Source organism: Flavobacterium sp. 120 (assembly GCF_003633605.1).
Lineage (GTDB): Bacteria > Bacteroidota > Bacteroidia > Flavobacteriales > Flavobacteriaceae > Flavobacterium > Flavobacterium algoritolerans.
This window is the reverse complement of the sequence record NZ_RBKZ01000001.1, coordinates 2,866,556-2,879,528: the sequence shown is the minus strand read 5'-3', so window position 1 is coordinate 2,879,528 and position 12,973 is coordinate 2,866,556. Positions and strand designations below refer to the sequence as shown.

At 33.0% G+C, this 12,973-nt stretch carries 11 protein-coding genes and 2 tRNA genes; 10 read left to right on the top strand and 3 right to left on the bottom strand.

Annotated features, from left to right (window positions below; genetic code table 11):
* Window positions 1-63: 63 nt before the first annotated feature.
* Window positions 64-2,457 (bottom strand): DUF5916 domain-containing protein, encoded by a 2,394-nt coding sequence (locus C8C87_RS12310; RefSeq protein WP_121342795.1) that lies wholly within the window; start codon window positions 2,455-2,457, stop codon window positions 64-66.
* Window positions 2,458-2,645: 188 nt separating this feature from the next.
* On the opposite strand from C8C87_RS12310, the gene C8C87_RS12305 reads away from it, so the two are divergent.
* A complete protein-coding gene (locus C8C87_RS12305) occupies window positions 2,646-3,368 on the top strand; it encodes a murein L,D-transpeptidase catalytic domain family protein (RefSeq protein ID WP_121342794.1) in 723 nt (240 codons plus the stop codon).
* Here C8C87_RS12305 and C8C87_RS12300 read toward each other — a convergent pair.
* A complete protein-coding gene (locus C8C87_RS12300) occupies window positions 3,357-4,943 on the bottom strand; it encodes a murein L,D-transpeptidase (protein ID WP_121342793.1) in 1,587 nt (528 codons plus the stop codon). The genes C8C87_RS12305 and C8C87_RS12300 overlap by 12 nt on opposite strands.
* A gap of 429 nt (window positions 4,944-5,372) precedes the next feature.
* Here C8C87_RS12300 and C8C87_RS12295 point away from each other — a divergent pair.
* Window positions 5,373-5,445: transfer RNA gene (locus C8C87_RS12295), tRNA-Gly, on the top strand.
* Between the two features lie 47 nt (window positions 5,446-5,492).
* Window positions 5,493-5,565: transfer RNA gene (locus tag C8C87_RS12290), tRNA-Gly, on the top strand.
* A 53-nt stretch (window positions 5,566-5,618) separates the two neighbouring features.
* Here the strand turns inward: C8C87_RS12290 and pepE are convergent.
* A complete protein-coding gene (gene pepE, locus C8C87_RS12285) occupies window positions 5,619-6,326 on the bottom strand; it encodes a dipeptidase PepE (RefSeq protein ID WP_121342792.1) in 708 nt (235 codons plus the stop codon).
* 148 nt (window positions 6,327-6,474) lie between these two features.
* Between pepE and C8C87_RS12280 the strand changes: the two genes are divergently transcribed.
* The 7 genes from C8C87_RS12280 to C8C87_RS12250 all read left to right on the top strand — a co-directional run bounded on the left by C8C87_RS12280 (window position 6,475) and on the right by C8C87_RS12250 (window position 12,884).
* Window positions 6,475-7,230, top strand: a complete 756-nt coding sequence (locus tag C8C87_RS12280; protein WP_121342791.1) for a hypothetical protein — start codon at window positions 6,475-6,477, stop codon at window positions 7,228-7,230.
* Window positions 7,220-7,948 (top strand): hypothetical protein, encoded by a 729-nt coding sequence (locus C8C87_RS12275; protein ID WP_233550034.1) that lies wholly within the window; start codon window positions 7,220-7,222, stop codon window positions 7,946-7,948. Before C8C87_RS12280 ends, C8C87_RS12275 begins: the two co-directional genes overlap by 11 nt.
* 216 nt (window positions 7,949-8,164) lie before the next feature.
* On the top strand, window positions 8,165-8,920 hold the full coding sequence (locus tag C8C87_RS12270; protein WP_121342790.1) for a hypothetical protein: 756 nt from the start codon (window positions 8,165-8,167) through the stop codon (window positions 8,918-8,920).
* Window positions 8,921-8,999: 79 nt separating this feature from the next.
* Complete coding sequence (locus C8C87_RS12265; protein ID WP_121342789.1) at window positions 9,000-9,506, top strand: DUF6702 family protein; 507 nt, start codon at window positions 9,000-9,002, stop codon at window positions 9,504-9,506.
* 59 nt (window positions 9,507-9,565) lie between these two features.
* Window positions 9,566-11,809 (top strand): M1 family metallopeptidase, encoded by a 2,244-nt coding sequence (locus C8C87_RS12260; protein WP_121342788.1) that lies wholly within the window; start codon window positions 9,566-9,568, stop codon window positions 11,807-11,809.
* A gap of 110 nt (window positions 11,810-11,919) precedes the next feature.
* Window positions 11,920-12,321, top strand: coding sequence for a twin-arginine translocase TatA/TatE family subunit (locus tag C8C87_RS12255; RefSeq protein WP_121342787.1), 402 nt, complete (start codon window positions 11,920-11,922; stop codon window positions 12,319-12,321).
* The gene (locus C8C87_RS12250; protein WP_121342786.1) at window positions 12,321-12,884 is read left to right on the top strand and encodes a phosphatase PAP2 family protein; all 564 of its coding nucleotides are present in this window, start codon (window positions 12,321-12,323) and stop codon (window positions 12,882-12,884) included. Before C8C87_RS12255 ends, C8C87_RS12250 begins: the two co-directional genes overlap by 1 nt.
* The last annotated feature ends 89 nt before the right edge of the window (window positions 12,885-12,973 follow it).

Sequence of the window (12,973 nt, the reverse complement as noted above, 5' to 3'; positions counted from 1 at the left end):
CCACTGAATAGTTTGAATTAATAGACTCCCTTTTCAATTGAATGTTACAGTTTGATCGAAAAATTAAAATTTATTTTTCACGGCATTGTAATCAATGAAATAGCGAATGCTTATGGAAAGCACATTGGTTAAGTCGCTATTAAAAATACTTTTTAGATTTTTAGATAAATCTTTCTCTACTATACTCGCTCTTTCTAATCCATAGTTACGGTACAAAATGGATATTTCGCTTCCAGGAGCAAACCACCATGAATAAGACAAATCGAAGTTCCAAGAATTAAAATTCCTGTCTTTGTTTTGTGCGTAAGTATTGTTCGGAGTTAAATAACCGTTGTTTTGTAAGGTGAAAAATTGATGATTTTTAGAATAGGACCAGTAATAACGTGCAGTCAGGTTTATTGTCATTCTATTATTCAAGGCATATTTTCCAGTAAAATCATTTTGAGCTGTTTCCCTATTACGTTCAGCAAAAATTATCCCTGTATTGTCAGTATCAACCCAACCACGATCATTAGTTTCGTTAAAATAATCCAATACGTATGCAATAGAAAGCCTATCGTTAAATCGGTATTTTGGACTTATATAAAAACCATAAACATTTCGGTCATTCTCATTGAATTTGGACAATGAAGGTTGCACAACTAATGTAAAAGGGTTATTGTCGTTAGTAGCAAAATTTATTGCAGTAAAAACTTTTTCAGGAAGGAACACATATTTGCCATATTCACGAGGTTCATAAAAATCAAAAGTTTTAAATGGTGAAAATTCAACTACAAATTCTAAGTAATCGTTTTGTAATGTTGTTGCTTTTATTTCTGTTCCAAATGCACCGGTTTGTAGTTTTTTTGAGGTGTTGTCAACTTCAAAATTTATATATTGATTTATTTTGAAAGTATTAAAAACTTTAGTCGGATTTACAATTCTGTAGCTTCCATTTGCATAAGCATTATGATAATTGGAATAAAAATTAATCCCTAAATCATTTACATCATAGTTTTCGGATACATATTTTCCGGAAAATCCATAACGATATTTCCCGCTTGTTTTTGCAAATCCTATTTCGGTCTTAAATCCATCGTAATCTTCAACTGTATTGATGGAACTGTATTTGAAATCTCCATATAAATTATACGTATTTTCTTTTGTATTCAAATCAAACAATAATGCCGAAGCATTCGCATCTCTAAAACCTCCATTTCTAGTGGTGTTCGCATTTACAAAAGAAACAGATGAGTTTTGGTTAAAACGTTGATCTAAAACCAACATATTGTAATTAGTTAATGGTTCGATAACTTCTTTTCTAACTTCGCCTGTGTCATTATTTAAAATAGTAGCTTTAGTTCTCTCAGTAACGGCATTCAAGAATCCAATTCCGAATCCTTTTTCAGTACGGCCGGATATTTTTACGGCATTCAACAAATCTACCGTGCTTGGATAATTGGTTATTTCTTCATTTGCTGCCGTAGCGGGTTCAGTGCTTGGAGCCCCACCAATTCTTCGGGAATAGAATAGATTTCCTTTGCTGAACAAATCAGTTCCTTCGGTAAAAAACGGTCTGTTTTCTTCCAACTGTTGTTCGAAAGGCTCTAAATTTAAAATGGCATTGTCAAATTTTGTCTGTCCAAAATCAGGTACTAAAATAGCATCTAATGTAAAGGAGTCATTTATGCCGTATTTTATATCCAACCCAGCTTTTAAAGTGGTGTCAGAACCAATATCACTTTGTTGATAGTATGCGGATGAATATGGAATCAAGAAAAGTCGGGTAGGAGTTTGTATACTTTCAATTCCTTGAAGAATTCCTGCTTGTGGAATAACTGCGCCAATTTTAGTGTCAATCCTGTTCCAAGTATATTTTTGTACATCGCGTTTGATTTCACGCATGAAGTTCAAGCCCCAAGTTTGTTTATCAGCTTTTGAAAATCGTAAGGCAGCATAAGGAATTTTCATTTCAACAACCCAACCAAATTCCGTTACTGTTACTTCACTGTCCCAAATGGCATCCCAAGTAAAATCTTCAGAATCTTCAATTGCTAAACAATCCATTTGGACTCCTGCAGCGCTTACAAAAAACCTAAAATCTTGTTGGCCATCATTGAATCCGTTGATGTAAACTGAAAAGTGATCTGAAACCCCAAAAACATCTCGTTTTGTTATTTCACGTTGAATTTTTTCAGGTTCATTATCATAAAGTAATGCCGATATGTAGATGGCATTGTTATCGTAGAGTACTTTTACTTCTGTCCTTTTATCGTTGCTTATTGGTTTTCCGTTGTCAGGCTCAAACATTACAAAATTGGTAGCAACTGAGGCAGTTTCCCAAATTTCTTCATTTATTTTTCCATCAATTGTTATATTTTCAGTGATGGATTTTGCTTGAAGCGTTTTTTTTTGGCTGTAAGCAGTATAACTAAAGAATATTAAATAAAATATAGCTATCGAATGTAACTTTGACATAAATTGGGATTGATTCTAAACAAAAATAACAAAATTAACATAGAAATTGTGTTTTTTATGATTTTTCACTCAATATTTCACCAAGTAATACGTTATAAATGGACTAAAATTTTGTTAAAAATGTTTCGATTTTGATTTTTTAACGTACGTTTGCAATCCCGAATTTATTTATAACTTAAAGATAATCAATGATTTATAATCTATTTCCTACTATTTTGTTTATGCTGTTTTCTTTCTCTACAAGCAAAACAAACCTTTCAGAGTCAAGTGATGTTAAACCAGTGGTTTATGCCAAAACGGTAGAATCTAGTGTAGAGGCTAAAATTGAATTGGCTTACAATAATTTGCATTCTGATAAATTTGCTTTGCCTAAATTAGAAAGTTTTGCTGAAGCTTTAAAAGGGTATTATTCGTTGAAAGAAAAAGGATTAATTAAGAAAGATATTCTAACCTTAATTGATTTTAGCTTGTCCTCAAATACCAAAAGACTTTGGGTTATTGATCTAGTTACCGGAGATATATTGTTTCATTCTCTTGTGGCACATGGTAGAAATACAGGAAATGAATTTGCTTCTAATTTTTCAAATTCAGCTGAGTCGTATAAAAGCAGTTTAGGTTTTTATGCAACGGGTGAGATTTATAATGGTAAACATGGGATGTCACTTAAATTAGATGGTCTGGAAAAAGGAGTTAATGACAATGCAAGAGCAAGAGGAGTAGTGATGCATGCAGCTGACTATGTTTCTAATTCATTTATCAAAAATAATCACAGATTAGGCAGAAGTCAAGGTTGTCCTGCTGTGCCGGTAGAATTGTCTAAAGATATCATCAGTGCCATAAAAAACAAATCATGTTTTTTTATTTACCATCCGTCAAGGGCTTCTAAATTTGGAACAGAATCAATTTCTTAATTTAGTGTATAAATCATTATCTAGATTGTAAATATCATCTCTAAAAATCAGTTTGTTGTTTTCGCTCCAAGCGGTCCAATATAGTAGGTGAAAGGAAACTTCTTTTTTGATTTTTACAAATTTTGTTTTTTCATTTTGCAAGATTGTTGTAATTTTTTCCAGATTCCAATTTACGGCATCGTTCAATAAATATTCTGTTAATTCTAATGGATTGTCAACTCTAACACAACCCGAACTCAACGAACGATCTATTTTGTCGAAATAATCCCTGTGATTGGTATCGTGTAAATAAACAGAGAAGCGGTTTGGAAAAATAATTTTAACCATTCCCAGCGAATTAAAAGTTCCTGGACTTTGCACATAACGATAACTTTTGGCTTGCGATAATTGCCATTCGTAAGGACTAACGATTCTTCCATTGCGATCATAGATCTTAATATTTGATTCCGATAAATAACTGCGGTTTTTTAAAATGGCAGGAATAACATCTTCCCGCAAAATGGTGGGAGGAACAGTCCAAGTTGGGTTAAAGACAACCTGAGTTAATTTAGACGATAAGATAGGTGTTTTTCTTTTCGCTCTTCCCACTATTACTCTGTGCGTTCTCAACGTGTCTTTCTCTTTTATTAGCGTCAATCTGTAGTCGGGAATATTAATGATTATATATTCTTTTCCCATTTCTTTAGGATACCATTTCCAGCGCTCAAGATTTACTATAATTTGTTGCATTCGTTGTTTTTTGGAAAAATTGAGTGAGGAAATTGTTGCAGGTCCAATTATTCCATCGATAGCTAAGCCATGACGACTTTGAAATTTCTTTATTGCAAGTATGGTTTCTGGGTCATAGATAGTCGTTAAGCTGTCTTGCGGTTGCAATTCTTTCCAGTAAATCAATCTTTTTTTAATATCAATTATGGAAGGATTGGTATCGTTTGGAGCAATTATTTCTGCGATTTTTAACGCTTTGAAATCATCTTTAGGAAAGGTATTAATCAGGTTTAATGCTTTTTTTAATCTTTTGTAAACAATATGATTGGGTTTCAATTGTTCTATTTTGTCTGCTAAGGAATCGCTGTCCAGTAAATTAGTCAAAGTCTCGTTTAGGTCAATATAGTTTTCTTTTAAATCCCAGTTTTTATATAGTTTTCTTGGGTTTAATGTTCCGTTTGTCAAATGTGAAATGTATTTTTGAAAACTTTCGGTCAGTAAAATGTCGTATTTGGCTAAATCAAAATCGTTTAGTGTTGCTGATTTTTTTTCAAAATCACTTAATGTTTTTACTTTGTAGTCCTCCGGATTTAATCCCTCCTCTTCAGATTTAAGGAGTTCTGTTAAAATTATTTTTCTACTATCCTCAGATTGCCAAATTGTTCTGTAGTTAGTCGCTTTATAAAAATTGAAAAGTGTTTTGTTGTTAAAAGAAGTTAGTAGGATGGAGTCAATTCTAACGGATGTATTTTCAGGTAAAACAGGAGGATTTGAAATGTCATTTTTCAAGATTACCTCACTTTTTAGTGCTTCCTTTTTGCAACTAATAGTTACACACATTAATAATATTAGAACCAACGTTTTCATTATTCGTTTTTTTAAACATGATAATGTGTTCTTCAACTCCTTTTACTTTAAAAGGTAACATTTTGACTTGATATTCTATTTTTTTATGGAATCCAATGCTTCTTTTCGTGCGAATTTCTCAGAATTTTGAATGAGTTTTTCTTCAAAACCCTTTTTTGATGCTGTTTTAAGACTGCTATTTCCTGAATTCGGAACTGTTTTCTACCCGAAGTACGGGATGTCTTACTGAAAATGCTTCAAAAAACGATAATTTTTTTGATATTTTAGATTGTTTTTTTAAGCGTAATAAAGGTATAATAATTTCATATTAAATTCTTTATGATTTTTATATGCTTTATTAAAAAAGATCGCATGGGTAAGTTTGTGATTTTTTAAGAAAAAAACTTGCATTGAAGCAAACTTATTAATTATATTTGCACCGTTGTTAATGCGAAAGTAGCTCAGTTGGTAGAGCTCCAGCCTTCCAAGCTGGTTGTCGCGAGTTCGAGCCTCGTCTTTCGCTCTAAGCCTCAAATTTAGATTTGAGGTTTTTTATTTTACTGTTTTAATGCGAAAGTAGCTCAGTTGGTAGAGCTCCAGCCTTCCAAGCTGGTTGTCGCGAGTTCGAGCCTCGTCTTTCGCTCTTCAAAGCCGAAACTTAATTGTTTCGGCTTTTTTTTGTAATTTATTTTAGGATTACTTTAAAAAACTTAAATCAGTTCCGCTTTCCAGTTCTTCAGGTGCTTGATTTTGTCTAAACAGGCGTGCTGTCAAATCGCCTTTCAAAGTTATTTTGTCTCCTTTTACATCTAGCCAACTTCCTTCTCTTAATCCTAAAACGGGTACTGAATTATAAGCATGAAACTCTTTTATTCTGGTTTCGCGAGTTTCTCCCATGTGTTTTGAATTGGTGTCGGGATCTAAATAATGTGGGTTCAAATTGAAAGGAATTAATCCCAGAGTTTTAAAACTTGGAGGATAAACAATTGGCATGTCATTTGTCGTTTGCATCGTTAATCCACAAATGTTACTTCCGGCACTTGTTCCTAAATACGGAGTTCCATTTTTTACAACTTCAGAGAGGATTTCCATACTGTTATTTTTGTATAATTGGGAAACCAAAACAAAGGTGCTTCCACCTCCGGTAAAAATTCCTTCGGCATTTTTCAAAGCTTGAGTAGCATCTTCAAACTCATGGATTCCGATTACTTTTTTATTTATTTTGGCAAAAGCCAAGCTAACCATTGCAGTGTATTCCTCATGAGAAATACCTCCGGGTCTTGCGTAAGGAATGAAAAGAATAGTATTACAGTCTTTAAAATGCAATTGCAATTCAGGTAATAAATAGTCCAGATAATTCTGGTTTGCAAGAGTAGAAGTGCTTGCGATTAGTATATTTTTCATTTTTTAGTGAATAATTTGTGCTAAAGGTATTAAATCAGTCTTTTTGATTTCACATTTTTAATTAACATTTTTTTACCAACCCATTAGTAATTAATTTGGAACGCATTAAGATACTTTTACGAGGTGTGAATAACGGATTTAAAAAGGGATGATTAGAATTGTGTACTTGTATTTGGCTTTTGTAACAACGAATGTTGTAGCACAGGAAACTTCTAGAATAAGATTGAAAGGGAAAGTGACTTCTGACGTTTCTGTTTTAGAAGGAATTTATGTGATAAACTTAAAAAGCGAGCAAGCTTTAGTCACAGATAAAGAGGGAAATTTTTCGATATTGGCTAAAGTAGGGGACACATTACTATTTACTGAAGGGCAGTTCAAAGAGATTAGAATTAGCTTAACCCAAAAGGATTTTGAACAAGAAATGCTTTCTGTGAAAATGATGTCGATAGTAAATCAATTGCGCGAAGTTATTGTAAGAAGCGGTATCAATGCAGTATCAATGGGGATAATTCCAAAGGGACAAAAAATATATACTCCGGCAGAACGAAAGTTATATACTGCCAGTAATCTTAATGCCACTGCTAATGCAGGCTCGATGATGGGTGGTTCAATCTCAGCGGATCCATTATTGAATTGGTTTTCAGGAAGGACTAAAATGCTTAAAAAAGAAGTTGAAGTCGAAAAGAAAGAATCGTATATGAGGCAATTAGAGAATATGTTTACGATTGATTATTTTGTAAATACATTAAAAATACCTTCTGAATATGTCAAGGGATTTGAGTATTATATTGTTGACAACGAAAGATTTGTGACTATTTTAAAATCTAAAAATGTAACGATGACTACTTTCTTAATTGGAGAGTTAGCAACTAAATATAAAGAAATAATCGCCGGTGAAAATTAAAATTACGCTACAGTTTATTGTTTTTTTGTTCGTGCAAGTCATTTTTGCTCAAACTGACAACGTAAAGGAGCTTCGAGGAAAAATCATCGCCGATTCTGTTGCGGTTGATCGCATTAAGATTGAGAATGTAACAACGGATAAAACTGCTTTTTCGGATGTGAACGGTTTCTTTACTATTGCTGTAAAAGAAGGTGATGTTTTGGTGTTTACTGCGGTTAATTTAGAAGGTCTCCGAATGAAAATTGACAAGCAGGATATGCTGCAGGAAGTTATTACTGTAAAGATGATTCCTAAAAGTATTATTTTGAAAGAAGTTATCGTGAATGAATCTTCCATTACAGCAGAGAGCTTAGGGATTATACCTTACGGGCAAAAAAAATATACACCAGCCGAAAGGAAATTATACACGGCAACTTCCGGTAATGGAATCGATGGATTGCTGAATACCATTTCAGGACGAAAAGCCATGCTGAAAAAGGAAATTGTAATTGAGAAAAAAGAACAATTATTAGCTAGAATCGAAGTTCTTTTTGAAGATAAATATTATATCGAAAACTTAAAAATTCCCACAGATTATATTAGAGGTTTTCAATATTACTGTATTGATGATACTGCTTTTGCAAATGCATTGCGATCTAAAAATAAGACAATGGTCATGTTTTTAATTGTAAGGCTCGCCGAAAATTACAATGAAATTATTACAGGTGAAAATAAATAAAATTCTACCGGTAGTTTTATTTTTAATGTGCCAAATTTCTTTTGGACAAACTGCTTCATGGTAAAATTAGAGTCGATTCGGCTTACATAAGTGGAATAAATATCTTAAATTTAGTAAATGAAAAAACAGCCGTCACAAATAGTGATGGAGAATTTTTTATTATGGCTAAAGCCAATTGCTAGATTGAAAAAAATAATGCTTATAAAATAATCCAAGATGAAAACTAAAATAAGAATCCTTTGTTTGATTTTCTTTTGCCAACTTTCTTTTGGTCAAAATGGAAACAGAAAGTCTTTGCACGGTCAATTTGTAAATGAATCTGCTTTGGTAGACAACGGGTATGTTTTTAATTTGAATTCAAAAACAAGAACCTTTATAAGCGACCAAGGCTTTTTTGATATTTTGGCGAAAGCCAAAGACACCTTGTTAGTTTCAAGCGTATCTTTCAAGTCAAAAAAAATTGTGATTCAGGACAACGATTTTTCAAAACCGTTGTTTATAGTCAATTTAGAAGCACAAACTACGCTTTTGAAGGAAGTTATTGTGAAGCGTAAAGCGGAGATAAAACCAATAACCGGAAATTCTCAGGGAATTGTAGACCTGCAATTTTTTGACGATGTGAAATCTTCGCCAGTGAATAGAACCATGCCATCGGATGGAAGTATAGAAAACGGAATGGATTTTGTTAGAATATTTAAAATGGTTTCTAAAGTATTCAAGAATGATTCGGCAAAAAAAGCCGATTTGAATTCTAATGTGGATTTCTCGGATGTGGTTTCTAAAGGAATTGACAATTATTTCTTTACAAATACATTGAAGTTGAAAAAAGAGGAAATTGGACTTTTTCTGGATTATTGCGAGAATGATCCAAAATCAAAAAGCCTTTTGAAACAAGAAGACGAATTTTTACTAATTGATTTTTTAATCACCAAGAACGAAGAGTTTAAAAGAATTACTACTTTTGAAAAATGAAATCGCCATGATTCCAAAATACAAATAAGATTCAAGAATTGCGATACCATATTCCGATAAAAACAAATAGAATCTTCGTATGAAAAAAACAATCTTAATTACTTTTTTTGGCCTATTATTTTTAACGTTTACTTCTTTTACTGTGCATAAATTTTATGTAGCATTATACCAAGTAAATTACGCTCCCCAAAAGAAAATGCTTCAAATCACCGCTCGTATTTTTGTTGATGATTTGAATAGTGCCGTTGGAAAAAAGTATACTAAAAAAATCAATTTGGGCTCCGAAAAAGAAACGGATGAAGATTTGATTTTGTTGAAAAAGTATTTAAGCGAAAAATTCTCCATAAAAATAAATGGACAAGCGAAGTCCATGAATCTTTTAAGTAAAGAAATGGAAGGAGATGTACTTATTTGTTATTTAAGTATTAAGGAAGTCCCTAAAATTAATTCACTCGAAATTTATAACACAGTTATCATAGAAGGAAATTCAGAGCAACAGAATATTATGCATTTTAATGTGGCTGGTGTAAAAAATACACTACTATTTACAGAGTCCACATCCAAGGGAATGTTAAAATATGAATAAATTTAGAGAAATTTGTTTTAAATTATTATTTTCACGCACTGATAACCAGATTTCCACCTATGAAAAAATTTACATTATTATTACTTCTTCCCGCAATTTTATTTGCCCAAGAAAAAACGGCACCTGTTGCGCCAAAACAAACAGGAAAATACGATACCAATAAGTTTAGTCAAATGTATGACCTGTTAGCAACACCTAACATGTTTCGTACGGCTTCTGGAGCTCCGGGTCCGGCTTACTATCAGCAACAGGCTGACTACAAGATAAATGTAGAGCTTGATGACAAAAAATCTAAATTAACTGGTTCTGAAACGGTTACTTATTATAACAATTCTCCAGATACTTTAGAGTATTTATGGGTTCAGTTAGACCAAAATCAAGCTGCGAAAACTTCGCAGACTCCATTGGCGGAAAGCCAAAGAATGGAACAGGTTTTTCCAGCTGGAAACTTCGCAAATAAGTTCTTAAAACAAGAGCAAGAGCGTGGTTTTAACATTGAGTTCGTGAAAGATGTAAAAGGAAATGCTTTGTCCTATTCGATCAATCAAACGATGATGCGTATTAATTTAGCAACGCCAATGAAACCTGGTGAGAAATTTACTTTTTCTATCAATTGGTGGTATAATATTAATAATTACAGACAAGACGGTGGTCGTTCTGGCTATGAATTATTCGAAAAAGAAGGAAATAAATTATATGTAATTGCACAGTTCTATCCTAGAATGGCGGTTTATAATGATGTTGAAGGATGGCAGAATATGCAATTTTGGGGAACGGGAGAATTTACGTTGCCTTTTGGAAACTTTGATGTAAATATCACTGTTCCTGCAGATCACGTTATGGAAGCTACAGGGGAATTGATGAACAGAAGCGAAGTCTTTACTGCAGAGCAAGTAAAAAGATACGAACTGGCTCAAAAATCATTTGACAAACCAGTTGTAATTGTTACTCAAGCGGAAGCTGAAGCAAGCGAAAAAGGTTTTTCAGAAAAGAAAAAAACATGGAAATTTAGTGCTAAAAACGTAAGGGATTTTGGTATTGCTACGTCAAGAAAGTTTATTCTTGATGCAATGGCAGTTCAATTGACTAACAAAACAGTTATGGCAATTTCAGTTTATCCTAAAGAAAGTAATCCACTTTGGGGAGAAACTTCAACTAGAACTGTTGCCCATACTTTAAAAAGTTATTCATCTCATACATTTGACTATCCTTATCCAAAAGCAGTTTCTGTTTCAGCAGAAGATCAAGGGATGGAATACCCAATGATTTGTTGGAATTATGGTCGTCCTGACGAAAAAGGAGTGACTAGTGAACGTATTAAAAACGGAATGATTGGTGTAGTAATACATGAAGTAGGACACAATTTCTTTCCTATGATTGTAAATTCTGATGAGCGTCAATGGTCTTGGATGGATGAAGGTCTTAATACTTTTATGCAATACATGGCTGAACAAGAAATGGGTACAAATTTCCCTTCAAGTCGTGGACCGGCAAGTAAAATTGTTCCTTACATGAGTGGAGATCAAAAATTCTTGGAGCCAATTATGTCAAACTCTGAAACGATAGTTCAATTTGGTGCTAATGCTTATGGTAAGCCGGCAACAGGTTTAAACATCCTTAGAGAAACAATTATGGGTAGAGAATTGTTTGACCATGCTTTCAAAGTATATGCAAACAGATGGAAATTCAAGCATCCTACACCAGAAGACTTTTTTAGAACCATGGAAGATGCATCAGCAGTAGATTTAGATTGGTTTTTCAGAGGATGGTTTTACTCTACTGATTTTGTAGATATCGGAGTGAAAGAAGTAAAACAATATTTCGTGTCTGAGACAGCAACAAAAGAATTGAAAGACGCTGTAGTAAGAAGAGGGCGTTTTGGTCAAGAAAAAGGACCTTTCGTTTATTTAGTTCCTGGAACAAGTGAAGAATTATCAGCTAAAGACAAAAAAGCATTGGCAATTGCAGATGTAAATTTACTATCTGAGTATGTAAACCAAAACTTCTCTGCGGATGAAAGGTTAAAATTAAAATCTCCTAAGTATTTCTACGAAGTAGAGTTTAACAAGCCAGGAGGAATGTTAATGCCAATTATTGTTGAATTGACTTACGAAGATGATACGAAAGAAACATTCAAATATCCAGCTCAAATTTGGAGAAAAAACAACGATACCGCTAAGAAAGTGTATGCAACTGAAAAAGCAATTAAAAAGATTCAGATAGATCCAAAATTAGAAACAGCTGATATTGATGTAACCAATAACGCTTGGCCTAAAGAAGAAGTGAAGTCTAAATTTGATTAAATAAAGACATAAAATTAAAAAAGACTCTGAAAAGAGTCTTTTTTTTATGAAAAAATTAAAAGTCAAAGATTCAAAATTAGGTATATTTGTAGCAATAAAAAATAAAAAATATGTTTGGCATAGGAGGAGGCGAATTAATTTTTATCATGTTTATAGTACTGATGCTTTTTGGATCAGATAAAGTACCGGAAATAGCCCGCACCATGGGTAAAGCAATGGCACAATTAAAACATGCTACAAATGACATAAAAAGTGAAATTCAAAAAGGAGCTGAGGCTAATGGATTTGATACACAAACATTAACCGATTTAAGAGGAAATATTACATCGCATATCAATAAAGCTAAGGATGATCTATTGGGAGATACGTCACAAATTAGCGATATAACCGGGAATATAACCTCAGAAATTAATAAAGCCAAAGACAATTTACTGGGCGAAACCACCACTCAAATCGAAACAACTAAAGAAGCTATAGAAGATGTTGCAGGACCTATAAAACGTCAGATATAATGTTGGATAAATTACTGTCTTTAGATACAAAATTGTTTGTTTTTTTGAATGGATTAGGGTCGGAAACCTATGATGGACTTTGGTTATTTATTACGAAACAAAGCAACTGGATTCCTCTTTTTTTACTCCTTTTGTATGTCCTTTATAAAAAACTTGGCGCTAAGCAAACCTTATATTTATTGCTTTTTGTAGCGGCTTTAGTCACATTTACAGATCAAGCAACAAACGTATTCAAGAACGGATTTCAACGATTACGACCTTGTAATAATCCTGAAATTAATTCCTTTATACGCATCGTTCAAGTCAGAAACTCATTTAGTTTTTTCTCAGGTCACGCTGCAAATTCAATGGCAGTTGCTACATTTTTGTTCTTTAATTTTAAAGATAAAATCAAATTTTTCGGCTTCCTGTTCTTGTGGCCGCTCATCTTTGCATACAGTAGAATCTACTTGGGATTGCATTATCCGTTAGATATTCTTACAGGTTATTTATTCGGTTTTACTTTTGGATTTTTGATGTTCAAAGGATACAAAATAGCACAACAAAAGTATTTTCCACAATAGTTATTACGAGAAACGAAATAAGCTGGAGCTATTTCCTGCTCTACGCTGTATCTTTTTTTGTTATTCTTCCTTAAGTCAGAATAACAAGA

Bases quoted from the DNA above. Each gene is read 5' to 3' on its own strand.
- C8C87_RS12260 (WP_121342788.1), top strand. From the start codon at position 9,566: ATGAAAAAATTTACATTATTATTACTTCTTCCCGCAATTTTATTTGCC.
- pepE (WP_121342792.1), bottom strand. From the start codon at position 6,326: ATGAAAAATATACTAATCGCAAGCACTTCTACTCTTGCAAACCAGAAT.
- C8C87_RS12310 (WP_121342795.1), bottom strand. From the start codon at position 2,457: ATGTCAAAGTTACATTCGATAGCTATATTTTATTTAATATTCTTTAGT.
- C8C87_RS12305 (WP_121342794.1), top strand. From the start codon at position 2,646: ATGATTTATAATCTATTTCCTACTATTTTGTTTATGCTGTTTTCTTTC.
- C8C87_RS12300 (WP_121342793.1), bottom strand. From the start codon at position 4,943: ATGAAAACGTTGGTTCTAATATTATTAATGTGTGTAACTATTAGTTGC.
- C8C87_RS12280 (WP_121342791.1), top strand. From the start codon at position 6,475: ATGATTAGAATTGTGTACTTGTATTTGGCTTTTGTAACAACGAATGTT.
- C8C87_RS12255 (WP_121342787.1), top strand. From the start codon at position 11,920: ATGTTTGGCATAGGAGGAGGCGAATTAATTTTTATCATGTTTATAGTA.
- C8C87_RS12250 (WP_121342786.1), top strand. From the start codon at position 12,321: ATGTTGGATAAATTACTGTCTTTAGATACAAAATTGTTTGTTTTTTTG.
- C8C87_RS12265 (WP_121342789.1), top strand. From the start codon at position 9,000: ATGAAAAAAACAATCTTAATTACTTTTTTTGGCCTATTATTTTTAACG.
- C8C87_RS12270 (WP_121342790.1), top strand. From the start codon at position 8,165: ATGAAAACTAAAATAAGAATCCTTTGTTTGATTTTCTTTTGCCAACTT.